This is a genomic window from Humibacillus xanthopallidus, from assembly GCF_006717145.1.
Lineage (GTDB): Bacteria > Actinomycetota > Actinomycetes > Actinomycetales > Dermatophilaceae > Humibacillus > Humibacillus xanthopallidus.
Genome location: NZ_VFQF01000002.1, coordinates 51,722 through 72,407, shown reverse-complemented (window position 1 = coordinate 72,407; position 20,686 = coordinate 51,722). Strand labels below are relative to the sequence as shown.

At 72.4% G+C, this 20,686-nt stretch carries 21 protein-coding genes; 8 read left to right on the top strand and 13 right to left on the bottom strand.

The annotated features are described in order from the left end of the window. Positions 1–12 precede the first annotated feature (12 nt). From FHX52_RS11405 to FHX52_RS11395, 3 genes are all read right to left on the bottom strand, one after another. Complete coding sequence (locus FHX52_RS11405) at positions 13–489, bottom strand: hemerythrin domain-containing protein (protein ID WP_246069932.1); 477 nt, start codon at positions 487–489, stop codon at positions 13–15. An 88-nt stretch (positions 490–577) separates the two neighbouring features. Continuing rightward, positions 578–3,274 (bottom strand): multicopper oxidase domain-containing protein, encoded by a 2,697-nt coding sequence (locus FHX52_RS11400; protein ID WP_221630580.1) that lies wholly within the window; start codon positions 3,272–3,274, stop codon positions 578–580. Positions 3,275–3,322: 48 nt separating this feature from the next. Continuing rightward, the gene (locus FHX52_RS11395) at positions 3,323–3,622 is read right to left on the bottom strand and encodes a DUF2249 domain-containing protein (protein WP_221630579.1); all 300 of its coding nucleotides are present in this window, start codon (positions 3,620–3,622) and stop codon (positions 3,323–3,325) included. Positions 3,623–3,704: 82 nt separating this feature from the next. On the opposite strand from FHX52_RS11395, the gene FHX52_RS11390 reads away from it, so the two are divergent. Together FHX52_RS11390 and FHX52_RS11385 are read left to right on the top strand one after the other, a co-directional pair. Further along, on the top strand, positions 3,705–4,499 hold the full coding sequence (locus tag FHX52_RS11390; protein WP_141822224.1) for a helix-turn-helix transcriptional regulator: 795 nt from the start codon (positions 3,705–3,707) through the stop codon (positions 4,497–4,499). Positions 4,500–4,624: 125 nt separating this feature from the next. Next, positions 4,625–5,335: a class I SAM-dependent methyltransferase gene (locus tag FHX52_RS11385; RefSeq protein ID WP_246069931.1), complete on the top strand. Its 711-nt coding sequence runs from the start codon at positions 4,625–4,627 to the stop codon at positions 5,333–5,335. A gap of 273 nt (positions 5,336–5,608) precedes the next feature. On the opposite strand, the gene FHX52_RS11380 is transcribed toward FHX52_RS11385, so the two are convergent. After that, positions 5,609–5,914: a hypothetical protein gene (locus FHX52_RS11380; RefSeq protein ID WP_141822223.1), complete on the bottom strand. Its 306-nt coding sequence runs from the start codon at positions 5,912–5,914 to the stop codon at positions 5,609–5,611. A 20-nt stretch (positions 5,915–5,934) separates the two neighbouring features. After that, entirely contained in the window at positions 5,935–6,366 is a 432-nt protein-coding gene (locus tag FHX52_RS11375) for an Hsp20/alpha crystallin family protein (protein ID WP_185747250.1), read from the bottom strand. A 147-nt stretch (positions 6,367–6,513) separates the two neighbouring features. Between FHX52_RS11375 and FHX52_RS11370 the strand changes: the two genes are divergently transcribed. Together FHX52_RS11370 and FHX52_RS11365 are read left to right on the top strand one after the other, a co-directional pair. Continuing rightward, a complete protein-coding gene (locus tag FHX52_RS11370) occupies positions 6,514–6,810 on the top strand; it encodes a MerR family transcriptional regulator (protein ID WP_246069930.1) in 297 nt (98 codons plus the stop codon). Positions 6,811–6,901: 91 nt separating this feature from the next. Beyond that, positions 6,902–7,111, top strand: a complete 210-nt coding sequence (locus FHX52_RS11365; RefSeq protein ID WP_141822220.1) for a dodecin — start codon at positions 6,902–6,904, stop codon at positions 7,109–7,111. Positions 7,112–7,250: 139 nt separating this feature from the next. Here FHX52_RS11365 and FHX52_RS11360 read toward each other — a convergent pair whose 3' ends face one another. The 6 genes from FHX52_RS11360 to FHX52_RS11335 form a co-directional block, all read right to left on the bottom strand. After that, the gene (locus tag FHX52_RS11360; protein WP_141822219.1) at positions 7,251–8,060 is read right to left on the bottom strand and encodes a hypothetical protein; all 810 of its coding nucleotides are present in this window, start codon (positions 8,058–8,060) and stop codon (positions 7,251–7,253) included. Positions 8,061–8,340: 280 nt separating this feature from the next. Continuing rightward, positions 8,341–8,589 carry a hypothetical protein gene (locus FHX52_RS11355; RefSeq protein ID WP_141822218.1) on the bottom strand — a complete coding sequence of 83 codons (249 nt, stop codon included), beginning with the start codon at positions 8,587–8,589 and terminating at the stop codon, positions 8,341–8,343. Then, complete coding sequence (locus FHX52_RS11350; RefSeq protein WP_141822217.1) at positions 8,586–9,281, bottom strand: DUF2306 domain-containing protein; 696 nt, start codon at positions 9,279–9,281, stop codon at positions 8,586–8,588. Before FHX52_RS11350 ends, FHX52_RS11355 begins: the two co-directional genes overlap by 4 nt. Continuing rightward, positions 9,278–10,042 carry a hypothetical protein gene (locus FHX52_RS11345; protein WP_185747249.1) on the bottom strand — a complete coding sequence of 255 codons (765 nt, stop codon included), beginning with the start codon at positions 10,040–10,042 and terminating at the stop codon, positions 9,278–9,280. Before FHX52_RS11345 ends, FHX52_RS11350 begins: the two co-directional genes overlap by 4 nt. Before the next feature lie 191 nt (positions 10,043–10,233). Then, positions 10,234–13,125 (bottom strand): winged helix-turn-helix domain-containing protein, encoded by a 2,892-nt coding sequence (locus tag FHX52_RS11340; protein WP_141822216.1) that lies wholly within the window; start codon positions 13,123–13,125, stop codon positions 10,234–10,236. Between the two features lie 83 nt (positions 13,126–13,208). Beyond that, the gene (locus FHX52_RS11335; protein WP_141822215.1) at positions 13,209–14,456 is read right to left on the bottom strand and encodes a threonine/serine exporter family protein; all 1,248 of its coding nucleotides are present in this window, start codon (positions 14,454–14,456) and stop codon (positions 13,209–13,211) included. A gap of 113 nt (positions 14,457–14,569) precedes the next feature. Between FHX52_RS11335 and FHX52_RS11330 the strand changes: the two genes are divergently transcribed. Then, positions 14,570–15,106, top strand: coding sequence for a nitroreductase/quinone reductase family protein (locus FHX52_RS11330; RefSeq protein WP_141822214.1), 537 nt, complete (start codon positions 14,570–14,572; stop codon positions 15,104–15,106). Between the two features lie 52 nt (positions 15,107–15,158). After that, positions 15,159–16,526: an NAD(P)-binding protein gene (locus tag FHX52_RS11325; protein WP_141822213.1), complete on the top strand. Its 1,368-nt coding sequence runs from the start codon at positions 15,159–15,161 to the stop codon at positions 16,524–16,526. An 83-nt stretch (positions 16,527–16,609) separates the two neighbouring features. Here the strand turns inward: FHX52_RS11325 and FHX52_RS11320 are convergent, their stop codons facing one another. Further along, entirely contained in the window at positions 16,610–17,248 is a 639-nt protein-coding gene (locus FHX52_RS11320; RefSeq protein WP_141822212.1) for a hypothetical protein, read from the bottom strand. 156 nt (positions 17,249–17,404) lie between these two features. On the opposite strand from FHX52_RS11320, the gene FHX52_RS11315 reads away from it, so the two are divergent. Beyond that, the gene (locus FHX52_RS11315) at positions 17,405–18,550 is read left to right on the top strand and encodes a sensor histidine kinase (protein ID WP_141822211.1); all 1,146 of its coding nucleotides are present in this window, start codon (positions 17,405–17,407) and stop codon (positions 18,548–18,550) included. Then, positions 18,547–19,263 carry a response regulator gene (locus tag FHX52_RS11310; protein ID WP_141822210.1) on the top strand — a complete coding sequence of 239 codons (717 nt, stop codon included), beginning with the start codon at positions 18,547–18,549 and terminating at the stop codon, positions 19,261–19,263. Before FHX52_RS11315 ends, FHX52_RS11310 begins: the two co-directional genes overlap by 4 nt. Here the strand turns inward: FHX52_RS11310 and FHX52_RS11305 are convergent. Beyond that, positions 19,206–20,510: a M48 family metallopeptidase gene (locus FHX52_RS11305; protein WP_141822209.1), complete on the bottom strand. Its 1,305-nt coding sequence runs from the start codon at positions 20,508–20,510 to the stop codon at positions 19,206–19,208. The genes FHX52_RS11310 and FHX52_RS11305 overlap by 58 nt on opposite strands. Positions 20,511–20,686 lie beyond the last annotated feature (176 nt).

Sequence of the window (20,686 nt, the reverse complement as noted above, 5' to 3'; positions counted from 1 at the left end):
TCGGGCTTGTCGTCATCGGTGCGCTCCTGCTGTCGTCGGGGTGAGGAGCTCGACCTCGTCCCACTCGGGGCCACCGAGGTGGATGGCCGCCGCTGGGAAGAGCCCGTTGTCCTCGCGGTCGATGTGGTCGCGCAGGGCGTCCTCGAAGCGGGGGAAGAGCGCGACGTCACCACCCGCCACCGCCGCGAGCAGCTCGTCGAGCTCGTGGTGCTCGCCGCAGAGCCGGGCGATGTGGTCGGTGAAGACCTCGTCGCGAGCCATGACGGCGAACAGGCCCGCCTCCTCGGCCACGACGTGCGGCGTCAGGTGCGCCTCGAGCTCGCTCGCGGCAGCGTGTCGTCGGGTCTCGTCGTCGAGCGAGCTCCGGAGGGCGCTGAGGTGGTTGATGATGTGCTCGTGCTCGCCCATGAACCGGCCGACCACCTCGAGGTCGGCACATCCGCAGTAGCTGCACATCATCGGTTCCCGTCGTCGGTGGTGTTCGTGCATGTGGTCTTGTGTGTGGCCGTCGGAGTGCCACAGGTTCGATGGTGGCGGCGATGACGGCGCGCGTCTGGGGTATCGGTCAGGCTCTCGTTCATGGCTGCACCTGCACGACACCGTGCGCCCCGCGCTCCGCGTCGGCCATGACATGGCTGACGAACGGGTAGTGGCCCGCCTCGGGGAAGGTCGTCTCGACGAAGCCGCCCTGGGCGGCGCCGAGCGCCAGGGCCTGGCTGCCGCCGCTCGACGCACCGGGCCGCAGGAGCCACGCGCCCTCGGCCCAGACCGCGTCGAACTGCGCCCCGACGACGTGGAAGCTCGTCGCCCGGTTGGGCCCGGCGTCGAGCACCCAGAAGCGAACCCGCTCCCCCACCCGCGCCCGGAGCTGAGCCGAGTCGTACTGGAAGGCGGTGCCGTTGAAGACGACGCCGTCCGGCGTGCCCGCCTGCGCCGTGGTCGCATCGACCTCGGCAGCGGAGCCGTGGGCCGTGCTCGCGCCGAGGTAGAGCTCCGACTGCACGAGCAGGAAGCTGCGGTCGACGGACGGCAGGTCCGGTGGCTCGATGACGACGGCACCGACGAGCCCCGCGGCGATGTGCGCCGACATCGGCATCGTGGAGCAGTGGTACACCCAGATGCCGGCCCGCGACGCGGTGAAGCGGTAGGTGAGGCTGCCGCCCGGCGGCACCGTGCGCATGACGTCGTCGGGCGCCCGCGACCCGGCGTGGAAGTCGATGGAGTGGCCCATCGTGCCGTGGTTGACGAGGGTGACCTCGAAGACGTCGCCGACGCGTCCGTGCAGGGTGGGCCCGGGCGAGGTGCCGTTGTAGGTCCACCGCCGCTGCCAGACCCCCGGCGCGACCTGCAGCTCGAGCTCCTCGACGGTGAGCGTCACCCGGTGCACCCGCTCGGTCGTGAGGGGCGCAAGCAGGGGGTCGTATGCCGTGAAGCCGGCTCCCAGAGCGCCCTGGCCGGCGTGCACGTTGGCGTCGTGCATCGTCATGCCCGACCCGTCGTGACCAGCAGCGGGTGCACCACCCGCCGCGGAGCCGAGCGGGGCCCCGGCAGCGGCACTGCCTGACGCGCCGCCCGTGACGAGGACGTGCAGGACCATGCCCATCTGGCGGTGTCCGACGACCGAGCACCAGCCCTCGACCGGGCCGGCCACGACTCCGGCATCGAGCTCACCGGTGGCTCCGGGCGCCAGGCGTGCCGTGCGGCCGCCCGTGTCGAGGACGAGGTCGTGGGTCGTCGTCTCGTCGCGGTTGGTCACGCGAATGACGAGGCGGTCACCGAGCGGCACCGTGATCGTGGCGGGCGTGAAGCGCATGTCCCGGGCGGCCACCTCGACGGTCGTCGTGTGCCCCGTCGGGGTGACCTGGGCAGCGCCCCCGCCGGCGGCGGCTGACGGGAGGGCGAGGCTCGCAGCGACGACGAGTGCGATGACTGACACGGCGGCGGCGAGCTGGCCGGAGGACCAGAAAGGCCTCTCGCTCTGAGGAGCACGCGGGGTCGTCGCAGTCGAGGGGGTCGGAGCGGGGCCCGTCTCTGCAGCCCGGCGTGCCCGGATCGACTCTCGCACCGACAGCCCGGTGAGCGGCAGGAAGCTCGCCACGGCGAGGGCCACGAGCACACCCAGGGCCATGCGGGTGGGGCTGGGCAGCGGGAGCAGCCACAGCGCGAGGCCGAGGTTGAGCCCGACGACCCGGAAGGGCGCGCCGCGCTCGAACCAGTCGAGTCCGGCGCGCAGAGCGGCCGGGCCCCCACCGAGGACGCTCGGCACGAGATGGCTCAGCGCCGCGAGCACGAGCTGCAGGGCGAAACCGACGGCCAGCGCGGCCGCCACGAGCTCGTAGTGGGCGCCGACCTCGGTCCAGTCCGGCGTCAGGAGGACGAGCGCGGCGACGGCGACGACGGTGGTGACGAACCACGCGAGGGCGCAGGCAGCGGAGACGGTGGCGAAGCGGCGGGGCACGCTGCGACGGGCCGGGGCGATGAGTGCGCGCGCCCACCAGACGATGCCGGCGGCATACGTGATGAGGCCCAGCGACGTGGGCAGGTGCCTGCCCGCCAGCGCACCGGCTACGGCGACCACAAGGCCGACGAGGAGCACCGGAAGGGCCTGTCGCGCAAGGGTTTCGGCGCGGTCGTCCATGCGGGCCCGCAGCAGCGTCGGCCAGAAGGTCACGAGGGTGCCGGTGACGGTGAGACCGAGCCAGCCGAGCGCCATCGTCATCGAGTGGGCCACGAGGAGGCGGGCGTGCCACGGGTCGGGCGGCTGCTGCGCGAGGAGGACCCCGAAGAAGGCGCCCACCGGCATGGCCGTCGCTGCGGAGAGGTAGTAGCGGATGGTGATCCGGAAGCGGCCCGGGAGCGCTGCGCGGAGGCGGCGCCACAGCTGGATGCCGTGCCACGTGACGGCGGCGCCTGCGCACGTGGCGCCGGCCACCGTCACCGGCCACCAGCCGGCCGGCACGCCGACGAAGACGAGCGTCGAGCCGAGGAGCAGGAGGGCGAGGCGGCGCCCCTGCTGCCGGCGACCGTCGAGGGTCGGCGGCGTCTTGAGGAGGGCCTGGGCGAAGTGCGTGCTCCACACCATCACCGCGTGCGTGACCGCACCGAGGAGCACGAGGTGCACGACGAGCCAGTCGGCTGCCGGGATGTCCCGACCGAGCGCCGCCACGACGAGGGCTGCGGTCAGCCACAGCGTCGTCGGGTGATCGCGCAGCGGCCACACCCCGCGCCCCGGAAGGGCTGCGGCAGAGCGGCGCTCGAGCTGGCGCATGCTCATCGCGGCGTCTCTGGGAGCGTCTGTCAGCGGGCGGCGTCAGAGGTTGCGTCAGGCCTGACGGGTGAGGCGCAGGGTCCAGGCCTGCGGGCCGCGCACGAGGTAGTCGACCTCGATGGTGCCGCCCTCGCGATCTTCGATCTGGGCGAGCAGGGGCTTCGGGTCATGAGGTGCGACGAGGCGCAGCGACCCACCGGCCGGCACCGCTCCCAGCGCGCCGAAGACGGTGGCGTGGCGGATCGCGTGGGGGATGGTGCGCACGTCGAGCTCCGGCTCGCCCTCGTCGGAGCACCCGCAGGCGCAGCCGGTCGAGCTGATGTCGGAGACGGGAAGGGACTCGTGGATGCTCACGGTGGCTCCTTGGGGTGCAGCGGGGGTGCAGCGGGGGTGCAGCGGAGATGCGGCGGGGGCGAGTATTTATTACACTAGACATGTGAAAAATAGCCCACGTGGCGGCGTCGCGCCAACTCGGGTCCCGGAGGGGGCCGCCGAACCGGTCGCGGAAGAGGCGTCGGAAGAGGCCTCGAGGGAGATCTCGGAGCCGGGTCGGCAGCGCGGCCCGGAGGCCCTGCCCGAGGTGCCGCCGGCGCGCGAGCGCGTGATCGAGGCCCTGGCCGGCTACGGGCCGGAGCGCCCCGCGACGATCGGTACGCTCGTCGAGGTCCTCGGCGGGCACCCGAACACAACCCGCGCCCACCTCGCGCGGCTCGTCGACGACGGTCTCGTCGCGCGAACGGCGATCGAGGCCGGCACGCGGGGCCGCCCCGCCCTCGGCCACCACCTCACGGACCGTGGACGCCTCGTGCTCGAGGCGCTGCGCGTGTCACGACCGGTGTCGACCGACGAGCTCGTCACGGCCATGGCCGAGCATCTCGCCGAGACCAGCGATCCCGAGGTCCAGGCCCGGGCGATCGGTCGCCGCTGGGCGACTCAGCTGAGCGAGCCGTCCCCGGGAGCGCGCCCGATGCCGCCCGTCGACGTCGTCGTCGGCCTGTTGACGACGGCCGGCTTCTCGCCGCAGGTCGAACCGGACGGGCAGGTCGCACTGCGCACGTGTCCGGTGCTCTCCTCGGCCCGCGCCCACCCCGGCGTCGTGTGCACGATGCACGAGGAGATGCTGCGCGCGACGCTCGACCGGTCCGGCGCCGCCGACACGGAGGTGCACCTCGTGCCCTTCGCCCGCGAGGGTGCCTGCCTCGTCCGGCTCTCCTCGCCCGCCGCGCGCTGAGCCGGCCCGCGGGAGCGGTCACGCTTCAGGGCCGAAGGGGGCGGACGGCATACGGGCTCGGAGGGCCGGCGTGGCTGCGCGAGGGCGCTTGCCTTCGCCTCGGGGTGAACCTTCAGGATGGAGCGGTGAGCACCTCAGAGAGCATTCATGCACGCGAGCAGCACCGTCTTGTCGGCAACGAGCGTCCGGGTCACGGCCACGCCGACTGGGAGGAGCGGTATGCCGGGTCGCCCGTCTGGAGCGGCAACCCCAACGTCGCGCTCGTGGCCGAGGCCAGCGACCTCACGCCGGGCCGGGCGCTCGACGTCGGGTGCGGCGAGGGCGCCGACGCGGTCTGGCTCGCCCGCCGCGGCTGGCGGGTGACGGCGATCGACGTGGCGACGAACGCCCTCGACCGGGCGCGGGCCGCCGGGGACGCAGAAGGGGTGGACGTCGACTGGGTCGCCTCCGGCCTCGTGGAGCTGTCCGACCGCGAGGCCCGCTTCGACCTCGTGACCGTCTTCTACCCGGCGCTCATGCGGACGCCGGGGCGTGATGTCGAGCAGGCGCTGCTCGGGGCGGTTGCGCCCGGTGGCACGCTGCTCGTCGTCCACCACGCGAACTTCGACAGGGAGGTCGCCCTGTCGCACGGATTCGACCCGGACGACTACGTCGGGCACGACGACGTCGTCGCCGCCCTCGGCGAGGGCTGGGTCGTCGAGTGCGACGAGCAACGCGAGCGGGACGTCACCGAGGGCGCCGGCGCCCACCACCACGACGACCTCATCCTCCGCGCCCGCCGCCTCCCGCACACCCCCGCCACCGCCACCAACACCCACACCCCCGATTCGAGGTGATGATGGGACCCACGTAGGTCCCAGTATCACCTCCAATCACCCTGCGACTGAACCCGATTCGAGGTGATGGCGCCACCCACGTCAGTGTCAGGATCACCTCGAATCGGGGCACGGGGGTGACAAGGGTGGTGCCCCACCCTGGCAAGGGCGGGGCACCGTCGGTGCACTTCGCGTGCGGTATGCGTGTTGTCGACTGTCGCGTGCGTTGCGGGTGATCACGCTCCTCTCGGTCTCGGCCTCGATCCGTTGCGTGAGGGTGGGGGGACCGGCCCCTCACGGTCGCGGGGGTGAGCGCTCCCGTCCTCGCTGCCCGTCACCGGGTCCGCTCGGCAGGGGCTTTGTGAGCTCTAGCCTCGTCACCCGAGGCAGCTCCACCCGCGGCGCCCCCGGCACAGGTGGGCGCGGGTTCGGCACGGGTGTCGGCCGGTCCGGCGGGCCCACCCAGCTCGCGGCGACGATCGCCTCGAACTCGGCACGAAGCAGCTCGTCATCGGCGCAGACGAGCTCGAAGAAGGCCTCGTCCGTGTCGGCCCCCACCTCGAGGTCGGGTGCGACGCTGTCGATGATCTCGCCGGTCATGGTTCCGACTCCCAGTTGCCTCAGGCGCCGATGGCCTGTCTCTGCTCGTCCTTGGTCGCGATGGCGATCTTGCGCGGCTTGGCCTTCTCGGCCACCGGGATCGCCAGGCTGAGGACTCCCGTGTCGTAGTGGGCCTCGATGTGCTCGGTGTCGAGGTTGTCGCCGAGCACGAGCTGCCGGCTGAAGACACCCCGCGGACGCTCCGCCGCGATGAGCTCTGCGTCGCTGGCCCGGTTCGGGCGCTCTGCCCGGACCGTCACGACGTTGCGCTCGACGTCGAGGTCAATCGACCCCGGGTCGACTCCCGGCAGGTCGAACTCGACGTGGAACGTGTCCCCGTCGCGCCACGCGTCCATCGGCATGACCGAGGGTCGGGCGAGGGTGCCGTTCGTGCCCAGCATCTGTTGGGCGAACCGGTCGAGATCACGGAAGGGGTCGGTGCGCATCAGCATCGTCTTCACCTCCATCGTGTCCAGTGATGCTCCGTAGTGGCCACGACCGCATCTCACGATCTGTGGCATGCGCTGTAGATTTTTTGTAGCACTGAGAGGATGCTGAGGCAAGACCCCGCAACAGATTTTCTCGAGGAGGTGACGGAGGTGACGGAGCGCGCGACCACACCCGACGATGACCGTGGCGTCTACGGCATCTCGGTGGCCGCCGAGCTCGCCGGCATGCCCGCGGCCACGCTGCGCCTCCTCGAGTCCCGCGGCCTGCTCGAGCCGGCGCGCACGGCGGGTGGCACTCGCCGCTACAGCGCGAACGACCTCGCGAGGCTGCGCCGCATCTCCGAGCTCGTCGATGCCGGGGTCAACCTCGCAGGCGTCGGCATGCTGCTCGACCTCCAGGACGAGAACCAGCAGCTGCGCGACCGGATCGACGTCGACTCGGGCTGACCCGACCGGTGCTGTCCTCGAGCGCGGCCACCGGACTAGCGTGAAAGCCGCGACTCGGAGAGTCCGGGTGCGTCGTTCGGATCGAGGAACCATGGCCAACCACGTCTACGCAATCTCCGAGGTCGTCGGCACGTCGCCCGACGGCATCGAGGCCGCCGTCGGCAACGCCGTCGCCAAGGCCAGCTCGACGCTGCGCAACCTCGACTGGTTCGAGGTGGAGGACATCCGCGGCCAGCTCGTCGACGGGGCAGTCGCGCACTGGCAGGTCACCGTCAAGCTCGGCTTCCGCATGGAGGACTGAGCCTTCCGGCACCGACGCCGCCGGGGCGCAGCTCGTCGTGGCACGACACCCACCCGCCAAGCCGGGGTATGCCGCCGTCCCCGCCTCACGGCATACCGCGACGTCGAGCGCCACTGACTGACAAGGCAACCCGCTCAGCTCAGCTGCCGCCCTGGAAGAAGCCGAGCAGCGCCGGGGCCGGACGCGCGGCGGTGCTGACGTTCGCCGCGGTCACGACGCCGAAGAAGCCCGCGAGCACGAGCGCCGCTCCGGCGAGGGCGAGGACCAGCCGTCGGAGGCGGCGTTCGGTGCGCGGCAGACGGGCACGTCGTCGCCAGAGCAGGATTGCCGTCACGACCAGCCCGACCGTCACGACTCCCCCGAGCCACGCCATGACCACGTGGTAGGTGGTGAAGTCGGCGAGCAACGCGTCCAGAGCGGGCGTGCGCTCCCCCGCGGCGAGGGTCTGGCGCACCTCTGCGATGCTGGCAGCCAGCTCGGTGTCGGAGCCGGTGACCGCCATGAGCCCCAGCACCGACGAGAGTGGCGCGACGGCTCCCTGGAGGTTCGCCACCACGACGAGCAGGGCCAGCACTGCGACCGACGCATGCACGACGACGACGAGCGCCGCGAGCAGACGCTGCGGGACGCTCTGTGCGCCGGCCCACCGGGCCAGGACCCGGGGCCCGAGCGCGACGAGGACCGCGAGCAGGGCCGCCGCGAGCACCGCCTTGACGAGGTGGAAGCGGGCCCAGAAGTCGACGGCCTCGGCGAGGCCGGTGGGGAGCTCACCGGTGCCGGCGGACCAGAACCGCACGAAGCCGGCGGTCACGGCGTCGCCGAGGGCTGCCGCGCTCGGGTAGCCCCCGCCCGGCCCGATGGCCGCCAGCCGGAAGGGCAGGACGAGGACCGAGACCGCGAGGACGGCGGCCGCCACGGGCAGCCACGACCAGCGCGGGGGCGGGCGCATCCTCGAAATCGTCTGCGGTGCAGTCGTGCTCACGATGCCAGCGCCTGAGCTCGGTGGCTGACCAGGGGCGCAGCCGGCGTGATGCCGCGCCGAACGAGGACGACCGGCGCGACCGTTCGGGCCTGCGCGCGTGGGTTGGACATCGATGGCTCCTCATAGGTGGTGGTGGTGTACGACATACATCTCTCACGCTCGACGGTAGGCGTTGCGCGCATGCATGCGGTGTTGACCCGGCCACTCCTCGATGGGCGAGTGGGCGAGTGGGCGACAGCGCAGGCAGTCACTCGAGCCTGCGCAGGACCAGGAGCGGAACGCCGAGGTCGCGGATGCGGGCGAGGACGCTGTGCAGCTGCGCCTGGTCGACGACCGGGCCCATCAGCCGGGTGGTGCCGTCGGGCAGGCGAGAAAGGGTGAGGTCGCAGAGCGTCGCGGACCAGTGGTCGTCGAGATGCGCTGCGATCCGGATCTCGTATGTCGCCGGGCCGCCGCCTGCCTGGGGGAGCGCGCTCGCTCGCGGCCGGTCGGTCATCTCGCAACCCCGGCTGGTGCGTCGTGGGCCGCTGCGGTGCCGCCGCGCGCGCTCCGGCGAGCGGGGTGAACTGGGCGCCGGATGACCCACTCGGCCACGGCCAGGTTGATGAGCCAGCCCGCGCCCTTGGCGACGTCCATGCGCAGCGTCCCTGTGCCGAAGACTGCCCCGGCCAGGCCTTCGGTGAGGGCCTGGGTGCCGGCCGCGAGTCCGATCGCGTAGGTGCGGATCATCCAGGCCCGGTGGGCACCGATGTCGCGGCGACGGATCGCGGCCAGGCCCAGCAGCAGGCTTGCTGCCATGGCGGAGGCGAACACGAGGCGCAGGACGTAGAGCAGCGGCCCGGTGCCCGGTTGCGCCTCGGTGAACAGGGTCAGCCACAGCGCCGATCCGCAGACGGCGAAGCCGGCGCCGGCCAGCAACCGACCAGCGCGGCGGTGCCACGCCGGGTGATGAGCCCGGAAGCGCGGCACGAACTGCAGGGAGCCGAGCAGCGCGAAGACGGCAGCACCGACGATGTGGATGACGAGCGCGGCCGGGAAGCCGACGAACCGGTGATCGGCCGGGCGGACATCCGTGACTCCGGCGAGCTGGAGCAGCCGCAACGTCCCCGCTGCCAAAGGGATCACGGACAGCGCCACGAGTGCTGCCGGAATCGGCCAGCCCGAGGACCGGCCGGTCGGCGTCGTCATCGGGCTGCGGGGTGCTGGACCGGACCGATGGCCGGGCCAGCGGCCGGGCCAGATGTCGGGCCAGCGGCCGGGCCAGATGTCGGGCCAGCTGCCGAGGCGGTCTCGACCGACGGGCTCGCCGAGGCAGCGGTGACCTCCGAAGGGTTGCGCCAGAGCGACACGCCCAGACCGATGAGGGCGATGCCCTCGGGGACGGCGAGCGGCCGGTTGAACGCGTCGGGCAGGACGGCGAGCGCAGCGGTCGCGACGGTGCTGACGGCGAGCAGGAGCGCGGCCCACCGGGCGAGGACGCGGGTGCGGAAGAGAGCGATGCCGAAGACGAGGCCCCCGATGATGTAGCCCAGCCCGGAGAGGTTGAACACCGTCTGCAGGCCGCCGATGTCGCCCACCGGCGTGCCGCCCACGGCGGCGGCCACGACGTCGTCGACGAAGCCCGGTTCGCTGTGGACGAGGCTCGGCAGGACGGTCGCGGCGATGACCTCGACTGAGAACATCGCGAGGTAGCCGGCGGCGAAGAGCAGGAAGCCGACGAGCCCGAGCACCCCGGCCTTGCGGTGCTGACGCAGGTAGATGCCGGTGATGCCGACGAGGGCCAGCGCAGCCATGGCCGACTTGGCGATGCTGCGTGCCACCCACTGGGCGGTCTCGGTGGTGAAGGTGTCGGGCGCCGGGTGGTTGATCTGGACGGCGATGAAGATGGACCCGGCGACCACGGCCGCGGTCGCGGCGGCCTTGGTGAGGCCGGTTGCGGTGATGTTCATGCGGGGCTCCTCGTGCAGGCGCCGGACCGGGTGTCAGGCGATGTCCTGGACGGTAGGAGTGGGGGTGGTGAGTCCACATCGCATGGTGATGTGATCAGGGTGGTGATTCTTCAGCTCGAGGCGCTGGCAGTGGTGGCGGGAGTGCCCAGGCGGCCCCCCAGCCCGACCCCAGCCCCTGCCGGGCGGTGGGGTCAGAGCAGGCGGAGCTCGCCGGCTCGGCTCACCGCAGAGCGCCGCGTCCTGACGTCGAGCTTGGTGAAGATGTGCCGGGTGTGGGTCCGGAAGGTGTTGACGGACACGTGGAGGTGGTTGGCGATCTCCGGGCCGGTGAGGTCCGACGCGAGCAGCCGGAGCACCTCGATCTCCCGCTCGCTCAAGGGTTCCGAGCCGAGGGTCGTGGGTGCAGCCGGCTGCGCTCGCCCCTTGCGCTGGCGCGCCTCGGCGTCGAGCAGGGCGGCCTCCTCGGCGTCGAGCAGGGCGGCCGCCTCGGCGGAGCCCGGCAGGTCAGGCCGTGACGCAGCAGCACGCAGCAGCTCGATCATCGGCTCTCCCTCGTCGAGGAAGAGGCGGCAGTACCCGGCCGGAACGCCCGTGCGCAGCGCGCTGCCGAGGTCGGCGAGGGCGGTCGACGGGTCGCTCTGGCGGCGTGTGAGGGCGCGCACGACGAGCGTCTCCACGACGCTCCCTCCGCGGTCCGCGGCCGTGGCGGCATACGCGATGCGGTCCAGGAGCGAGAGGGCGCGGCGGAGGGAGTCGGTCGCACGGTCGGCGTGGTGCTGGGCGACGAGCAGGCGGGCGAGGGTGAGCTGGTCGAACTCGGACAGGTAGTCGGCCGGATCGTCGGGGGTGACGTGGTGGGCTCGGGCCCACGACGCGGCGTCCTCCAGCCGCCCCTGCGCGATGTGGACCCGGGCGCGGATGGCGGGGATGGGCCGGACGTCCGGGAAGAAGCCGCGGACGAACAGCGGCTCTGCCTCGTCGAGCCTCGCAATCGCCCCCGGCAGGTCGCCTGATGCCACGAGCAGCCCTGCCATGGCGGTGAACCAGCGGTGCCGGTTCTCCGGGAGCGAGGCCCGCTCGCCCAGCTCGCGAGCCGTCCTCAGGTGCGCAGCCGCCCCTTCGAGAAGCCCCCGCTCACGCAGCGTGTCCGCGAGGCCGACGTGCAGGTCACCGGTCGTCGACAGCGTGGCCCCGGGATGGGCGTCCGCCCTGGCGAGGGCCTCCTCGTAGAGCCGCTGGGCCTCGGCGGGCTGCCCGCGCGCCAGCCACATGGTGGCGAGGACGACGGTGGCGCCGAGCTCGTCGGTGAGGCCGCCGGAGGCACGCATGCTCTGCACCGCCTCCCCGAAGGTGTCGACGGCGGTCGCCAGGTCACCGGAGGCCCACGCGGCGAGGCCGAGGAACCCGGCGCCGCCGGACCGGGCGACGTGGTCGTCGGGTCCCGCGAGCTGCAGGGCGCGGCGAGCGTGGACGATGGTGGCGTCGATGTCTCCGCGGGCCTGGGCGATCGCGGCGCGGTAGACGGCCACCTGAGCGGGCAGGCCCCGCAGCTCCTGCCTCCGGGCGCGCGCCGCATCTGCCAGCCGACCGCCCGGTAGCACGTACGGGACCGGCTCCAGGTCGACCGACAGGAGGGCCCGGTCGCCGTCGTCGAGCCAGCGCTCCGCGCCGCCGAGGTCACCCGTAGAGAGTCGCGCCGGAACCATCTGCGTGGCCAGCAGGGCCCGGCCGCGCACCACGTCCTCGGGCAGGGCGTTGAGCCAGTCGCGCAGCTCCCGGTCGCGGCGCTGCCGCCGGGCCTCGGGCAGTGTCAGCTCGAGGAGGTCGGCAGCCCGGTCGACATCGACCGCGGCGAGGGCGTGGCTGATCGCGTCGCCCAGCGACCCGTGCTCGGCGTGCCAGTCGCTGGCGGCCCGATGCAGCGTGACGACCCGCCCGGGCTGCTCGGCGCGGAGTCGCGCACGCAGAGCGTCGGCGAACAGGTGGTGGTAGCGATACCACGCGCGCTCGTCGTCGAGCGGGACGAGGAACAGGTTGTCGTGCTCCAGGGCCGCCAGCAGCTGACGACCGTCGCAGCAGCCGGTGAGCGCCTCGCACAAGGGGCCGGTGAGCTGATCGAGGACGGACGTCTCGAGCAGGAAGGTGCGCACCTGCTCGGGTTGGGTGGCCAGCACCTCCTCGACGAGGTAGTCCAGGACGAAGCGGTGGGAGCCGGTGAAGTCCTCGACGAACGTCGCCACATCGCCGGGCACCGCCACGCTGCTGTATGCCGTGTCGCTGCCGTATGCGGCCTCGCCGCGGTTGGCCGTGAGGTGGCCGCGGGCCGACAGGGCCGCCAGCTGCAGACCCGCCGCCCAGCCCTCCGTGCGGGCTTCGAGAGCGGCCACCAGACGCGGCTCGAGGCCCAGGTCCATGACGTGGTTGAGGAAGGCCTCGGCCTCGTCGGGAGTGAACCGCAGGTCGGCGGCGCGGACTTCGAGCAGCTCACCGCGGGCGCGCAGGCGGGCCAGCGGCAGAGGCGGGTCGACGCGCGTCGTCAGGGCCAGGGTCACCTGTGGCGGCAGGTGGTCGAGCAGCAGGGCGACTGCGTCGTGGACCTGCGGGTCGTCGATGACGTGGTAGTCGTCGAGCGCGAGGACAGTGTGGCCCGGCAGTGCATCGAGGTCGTCGAGGAGGCTGGCCGCCACGTCGTGCACGGGGAGGGGACGGTCGGTGTCCATGAGCACCAGCGCATCGGCCCCGACCGCAGGGGCGACGAGCTGCAGGGCGGCCACCAGATGGGTGAGGAACGTGCGCAGCTCGGCATCGGCCGCATCGAGGGACAGCCACGCCACCCGGGGCGCGGGGGGCGGTGGGCGCGTGAGCGAGGCGGGCGGCATACCTGCGTGGTCGCCGGCGGCTCGGGACGCCGGCGTCAGCCACTGGCTGAGCAGGGTGGTCTTGCCGAAGCCTGCTGGCGCCGAGACGAGCACCAGGCGCGGCACCGTCTCCGCGTCGGCTCGGAGCCGGACGAGCAGTCGCTCACGGGGGACGAGCAGGCGACGCGGGGTCGGGGCCCGCAGCTTGGTGCCCGGTAGCGGCATCTCGTCAGACTAGGTGCCTCGGGGTGCATGCGCGGTGAAACTGCCGGCACCTCTGCGGGTCTGGACCGGGCGCCCTCGTGGGTTCAGCGAGAGGCGGGCGCGGCGAGCCACCCGCGAAGGGAGCGGCCCAGGGAGGAGCCGACGAGCAGGCCGAGGGAGATGGCGATAGCGACGCCGATCAGGCCGAGGGCGACGTCGGTGGCCGACTCCCGACCCGCCGCGAGCTCGGTGACGCCGACGAGTCCGAGGCTTCCGGGCACGAGCAGCCAGAAGGCCGGGAGGAAGAGGACGAGGCGGGCCAGCTGCGGTCGTCGCATCTCGACGACGGTCGCTCCGAGGCTGGCGGCGATCGCGCCGAGGAAGCCGCCGAGGGCGATGGAGCCGAGCTCCTGCCCGGCGACCTGCGCCGCGAAGGCGAGGCTCAGGACGAGCAGCACCCAGCCCTGCATCCTCAGCGGCACGCCCTCCATGAGGCAGATGCTCATGCCGATGAGGACGAGGCCGACCGGGGCTCCGGCCCAGCCGAACTCGTCGACGCGGAGGTTGGTCAGCATCGCGGTCGGCACCCGCAGCAGGGCGGTGGCCATGAGCAGTCCCAGCGCGAAGAGACCCAGCTGCGCGAGGCCGTAGGTGAGCCGCGCCGAGCCGGCCTGCATCTGCCCGGCGGCCAGCTCCGACATGCCGTTGACGACGAGCGCCCCCGGGAGCAGGACTGCCAGTGGCGGCAGGACGGTGCGCAGGGGGCCTTCGAGCAGTCCCGCGTTGGCGGCTCCGAAGATCGCCAGCGACACGAGGAAGGCGGCGAGCGTCGGCAGCAGCGCTTTGACCACCTGGTAGCGCTCGGCCAGCTGGACGAGGCCGAAGACGATGACGGCCCCGACGGCAGCCGCGGCGACGTTGGCCCACCCGGGTTGCAGGATCAGCGCGATGCCGACGGCGAGCACCGGCCAGGCGAGAGCGACCAGCCACAGCGGGTGCCGCACCGGACGGCGGGCGACCGCCGCGAGCTGCTCGCGGGCGACCTGCGGAGTGAGGTCGCCGCTGAGCAGCTGGTAGCGGATGCGGCGGACGCTCGCGGACTGGTGGAGGCGCAGGCCGGGAGGCGCCGACCGCTGCGTCGCGGGGCCTCCCTCGGTCAGGGTGACGACCAGGCCGGTGGGGCCGACCGCGGTCTGGAAGTCGGGGTAGCCGAGCTCGACGGCGATCTCGGCGAGCTCCTCCTCGATCTCCTGCACCGGCTGCCCGGTCGCGATCATCGCGGTGCCGAGGTGCGCGAGGAGGGCGCGGGTCTCGGTGGCGCGGTCCTCGTCGGCGGTCGGGGTCGGTGGCATCACGACTCTGCGCTCGTCATGGTCGGCATCATCCCAAGGACGCCGCACGCGTGTCCGCGACCCACGGACTTCTGGCCCTGACGAGGCCTGTCACGAGGGGTCACGCTGGGGTCATGACCAAGGATCGTGAGGGACGAGCGGCGCCGGTCGGCGTCCGCTCCGGACCGGCCGCCGCGGGCGGCCGGCGTGCACGGCTGCAGCCGCGCTGGTTCATCGTGGCGTTCTGGCACGGTCATCGCGCCGTGCTGCGCGCGACCGGTGGCCGGTTCGGCCTGTGGAGACCCAAGCCGGGCGGCTGGGGGACGCTGTGGCTGACCACGAGGGGCCGGCGCAGCGGGAAGGTGCGCAAGGTCGTCCTCGGCTATGTCGACGACGGGGACAACCTCGTGACCATGGCGATGAACGGCTGGGGGCCGGCCGAGCCGGCGTGGTGGCTGAACCTCCAGGCACACCCGGACGCCGTGGTCCGGACGCGCGACGGAACACTGCAGGTTCGGGCGCGGCGGGCGCAGGGCGCGGAGCGCGAGCGCCTCTGGGCCACCTGGGCTTCGATAGACAAGGACCTCGACGACTACGCCTCACGACGGCCGAGGGAGACCGCGGTCGTCGTCCTCGAGCCACACGAGCGGGCCGGGTCGGGGGCTGAGTGAGGCGGCGAGCGGGATCGTGGACGCGGCGCCACGCCGGTGCCATCGTGGCTTCGTGACACGGGCCATCGACGCTGACTACCTGGTGGTGGGCGCCGGTGCGACGGGGATGGCCTTCGTCGACGCGCTGACCGACCATGCCGACGTCCGTGTCGCCGTGGTCGACCGTCGCCACAGCGTCAGCGGCCACTGGCTCGAGGCGTACTCGTTCGTCCGGCTGCATCAGGCGTCTGCCTTCTACGGCGTCGCGTCGACCCTGCTCGGTGGCGGCCGGCTGCAGCAGAACGGTCCCGAGGAAGGCCTGCAGGAGCGGGCGACGCAGTCGGAGATCTGCGCCTACTACGAGCGGGTCCTCGAGCGGATGGTCGGCTCGGGCAGGGTCGAGCTCTTCCCGAACTGCGAGTACGTCGGCGACCGCACCGTTGTCTCGCGCGTGTCGGGCCAGCGGTACGAGGTGTCCGAGCGATGCCGGGTCGTCGACGCCCGCTACCTGGCCCCCACCATCCCCGCGGAGAGTCCGCCACCGTTCCACATCGGCGACGACGCCCGGGTGCTGCCCGTCAACGCCCTCCCGCGGTTGGAGGAGGCGCCGAGCCAGTACGTCGTCGTCGGATCGGGCAAGACCGCGACCGACGCGTGCATCTGGCTGCTCTCACGCGGCGTGGATCCCGACGCGATCTGCTGGGTGCGCCCCCGCGACCCGTGGATGCTGAATCGCGCTGTGGTCCAACCAGATCCAGCGGTCTTCCTCGGCATGGTCGCCGACACGATGCAGGCGGCCGAGGTGGCAAGTTCTCTGGAAGACCTGTTCCTCCGCCTCGAGGACGCCGGCGTCATGCTGCGGATCGACCGCGCGGTCACCCCGACGATGGCCAAGGCGCCCACCCTCGCGCTCTGGGAGCTCGAGCAGCTGCGCACCGTGCAGAACGTCGTGCGCCGGGGTCACCTCACGTCCGTGGACCGTGGCCGGCTCACCTTCGCCGACGGATCGGTCGCCGTCGCGGACGACGCCGTCGTGGCGCACTGCGCCGCCGATGGCCTGAGGAGCCGACCACTGGTGCCGGTCTGGCGGACCGAGGCGATCACCCTTCAGCCGATCAGGGCGGGGTTCCCCTGCTTCGGTGCGGCGCTGGTGGGCTACGTCGAGGCGACCCGCGAGGACGACGAGGAGAAGAACCGGCTCTGCCCGCCGTCGCCCTACGGCAACTCACTGGCGCAGTGGGCCCGCATGACCGTTCTCGGCGCTCAGGCCGCGAGGGCCTTCTCGACCGAGCCGGACATCAAGGACTGGTCCGACGAGGTGGCGCTCAACCCCGCCCGGATACCACCCGGCCACGCCGGGTCGGCGGCGCTGGACGAGGCGCGGGATCGTCTTGCGAGGCACTCGCGCTCCGGACTGGCCAGGCTGGCCGAGCTGAGCTGAGCTGAGCCGAGCTGAGGTGAGCCGAGGTCGGGGGCGGGTGGCCGTGCTGGCCACCCGCCCCCGGCAACGGGGCTGGCCTCCCTCTAGACCAGTGACCGCTCCGGCTCGGTCGTGGCGGCCCGCGTGCGGGCTCCCTTCGCCACGAGCCACCCACCGAAGATCACGGCCCACAGGAGGTACACCGGGATGGTGAAGTAGAACGCCAGGAGGATCCCGGACAGCCCCGCGAGAGCCGAGAGGACACGGAGCCACCGCGGCAGGCGAGCGCGGGCGGCGAGCACGATCGCCAGGACCCCGACAAGGAAGGCCGGCGCGCACAGGGACACCAGGTTGCCGATCTCGCTGACGGTGTACACCACCGGATGGGGCAGGCCCTGTTGCACCGGGCCGCCGCCCTCGGCGAGGGCGACCACGAGGCCGCCGCCCACGAAAGCACCGACCACGCTGGCGGCCACCGCCGCAGTGGACAGGGCCCACGCCGTCTCGCCGACCGCCCCTCCCAGCCGGCGAAGGCCGTACCCGAAGACCAGCAGCCCGAGCGACGACAAGGCGCCGAGGTACCAGAAGGACAGGGATGCGGTGTAGTGGCTCGGGTCGACGTAGCCCGCGACGACGGTCGGCTCGTAGCTGCCTCCGGGGCCACCTGCGCCGACGAAGCCGGCTGTGGCCCCGACCGCATAGACCAGGAGCCCGATGCCCGCGCTGCGTGGAATGGTGTTCATGCTTCCTCCCTGCGATTGACGATCACTCGACGGTAGGAAAGCCGGGTGCGTCTCGTCGTCGTGCCCTGGCAGGAGATCGTGGGGGCCCTGAGCAGGAGGCGCGCATCCTCCGCAAGGAGGGCGCGCGACGGCTGCCGGTAGGCGTAACTTCGGCTCGTGACGCGCCGGAACCGGGTCTTCGACATCACCCTCGCGGTGGTGGTCGGCGTCCTGGGCCAGCTCGAGGTGTGGTCGGGGTTCGCCTCGACGCAGCACCAGGGCCCACCGTGGGCGCAGGCCGGGCTGTATGCCGCGACGGCTGTCCTGCTCGCCTTCCGCCGGGTGAACCCGCTGGCGTGCCAGGTGGCCATCCTCGCGGTGAGCCTGGTCGAGTTCGCCGTGTTCGGCTCTCCGGAAGGCCTCGGCGTCCTGCTGCCGATGATGATCGCCGCCTACACCACAGGACGATGGCTCGCGCCGCGCCAGGCGTGGTGGGGGCTGGTCGTCGCGGCGGCGTTCTGGCTCGCCTGGTCGACCCTGGATCCCGTCAACTCGCCCGCCACGACGCAGGAGCGGCTGCTCACGCTCTTCTGGTTGAGCCCGTCGCTCATCGCGTGGCTGGTGGGCGCGCTGGTCCGTCTCACCGCCCTCACCAACGAGCAGCGCCGGGTGAACCGTGAACAGCGCGCCACCCAGGCGGTGGCGCAGGAACGCACCCGCATCGCGCGCGAGCTGCACGATGTCATCGGCCACAGCGTCAGCGTCATGACCGTCCAGGCCTCGGCGGTGCGACGGAGGCTGACCGAGGACCAGACTGCGGAGCGGCGGGCGCTGGAAACCATCGAGGTCGTGGGCCGGGAGGCATTGGCCGAGATGCGCCGGATGGTGGGAGTGCTCCGCCAGTCCGGTGAGCAGGCTGAGCTCGAACCGTCGCCGGGGCTGGAACAGCTCGACAGGCTCGCGGCGAAGTTCCGCACCGCGGGCCTGCCCGTGGAGGTGAGGGTGACCGGTGCGGTGCAGGCGCTGCCCCCGGGACTCGACCTGACGGCATACCGGCTCGTGCAAGAGGGGCTGACCAACACGCTGCGCCACGCCCACGACCCTCGCGGGGCGGAGGTTCTCATCGACTACGGACCGCGAGAGATCCAGCTGGCCGTCCGCGACGACGGGCAGGCCGCCTCCCCGACCGAGCGCGGCGAGGTGGGCATCGGCCTGGTCGGCATGCGGGAACGCGTCGCGGTGTACGGAGGCTCGCTGGTCGCCCGGGTGCGACCAGAGGGAGGTTTCGAGATGATCGCCACGCTGCCCTGGGACGCGTCATGACACTGCCCCCGAACCGCGAGCGCGACGTCATCGGCGTCCTCATCGTCGATGACCAGGCCCTGGTACGAGCGGGATTCCGGATGATCCTGGAGATCGAACCCGACATCACGGTCCTCGGGGAGGCCATCGACGGGGACGACGCGATCGCGAAGGCTGAGGCGCTGCGCCCGGACGTCGTGCTGATGGACGTGCGCATGCCCGGCACAGACGGCATCGCCGCGACCCATCGGTTGATGGCCGAACGCTCCGGCGAGGTTCGGGTGGTGATGCTCACGACCTTCGACATGGACGAGTACGTGTACGAGGCGCTGCAGGCGGGGGCGAGCGGCTTCCTGCTCAAGGACGTTCAACCCGAGCTGCTCGTGGCAGGAATCCGCGCCGTGCACTCCGGCGATGCGCTTCTGGCGCCGACCGTGACGCGGCGGATGATCGAGTCCTACCTCGAGCGCCCGCGCCCGGTCGATCGCGCGTCGCGCCGCAGGCTCGCCACCCTCACGCCGCGCGAGCGAGAGACGCTGCTGCTTCTCGCCCGGGGACTCACCAACGCCGAGATCGCCTCTGAGCTCTTCGTTTCCGAGACCACGGTCAAGACGCACGTCGGACGGGTGCTGATGAAGCTCGGTCTGCGGGACAGGGTTCAGGCAGTGATCTACGCCTACGAGTCCGGGCTGCTCAACGGGCCCGGATCCGACGCCAGCAACCCCGACGCGTGAGCGCCTGCGGCCTCCTTGGCCGCGGCGAGGCGTTCCACCGTGTCGGGGTGGGTCGCGAACAGCAGGTACTCGATGCGTGGCGGATCGACATCGGCGATGTTGACGGTGGCCAGGCGCAGCTGCATCGCAGCGAACTCGGCGGGGTCACCGGTCAGGCGTAGCGCGTGCTGGTCGGCGCGGACTTCGACGCGGCGGGAGACGAGGCTCTGCAGCGGACCGGTGACCAGTCCCGCCAGCGCCCCGAGGGCGAGAACCAGGCCGATCGCCCTCGGGGAGGCGATGGAGTCCACGCCTGCTCGGTCGAGGAGGGAATCCCACTGTCCCAGCAGGTAGATCGCCACGACCGCTGCTGCGGCCCCGATCGCTCCCAGCACCGTGCCGATCTCGGGGTCGCGGTCCTTGGCGTGGCCCAGCTCGTGTGCGACGACACTTCGGACCTCTCCGGCGGGCGCCTTCTGCAGCAGGGTGTCGTAGACGACGATGCGCCGGGTGGTTCCGAACCCGGAGACGTATGCGTTGAGCCCGGTGGTCCGACGCGACGCGTCCGCGACCAGCACGTCACGCACCGGCATACCGTCCTTGGCCGCGAGGGCGGCCAGCTCGTCGCGCAGCGACCCTGCCGGCATCGGAGTGAACCGGTTGAACACCGGCTCGACGAGGACCGGCACGACGAAGGACAGCAGGACCACCAGGGCTGCGGCAGTCGCGGCGGCGAGCGCCCACCACCAGTCCGGCGCGACGCGCGTGAGCGTGTAGAACCCGGCGAGTACGACGGCGCCGGTGACGATGCCGAGCGCTCCGCTCTTGAGCAGGTCCACCGTCCAGCCTCGCCAGTCCTGGGTGGACAGCCCGTAGTCGCGCAGCACGGTGTGACGCCACGCCCCGAACGGTAGCGATGCCAACCACGTGAGCATCAGGACGACGAGGCCGCCCAGCACCGCCTCGGCCAGCCAGTGGCCGCCGAACGGCTGGGCCACCCAGGCGACGATGCGGGCACCGGCCGGGGTGAGCCCGAGCAGCAGCACGGCCGCGAGTCCGACCACCCGGGAGCCGTATGCGCTCGGGCGCAGTGCGGCGTGCAGGGCCCGACCTCTCGTCACCACGTCGGCGGGGACGTCGCGCAGCGCCGCGGCTCGGGCGGCGCGACTGGGGCGTGGCACCCGCCAGGGCACGAGCATGGTCGCTGCGACAGCCAGTCCGATCGCCAGCGCGACCAGCGCCACCTGGGCCCACTCCTTCGGGGTCACCGCGCCCCCCTCTCGATCTGACATCTCGGATGCTGGGTGAGCCGCACCTCGACAGGTGCGGCACCTCCATCACGTGCCAGGCCAGCATCGCAGGCTCCCTTGTCTGCCCTCCCGGAATGTGGTTGCGTGGCGACACCGTCCCCGCCGCTCGGCGAGGCACCACGACGAGGTGGTAG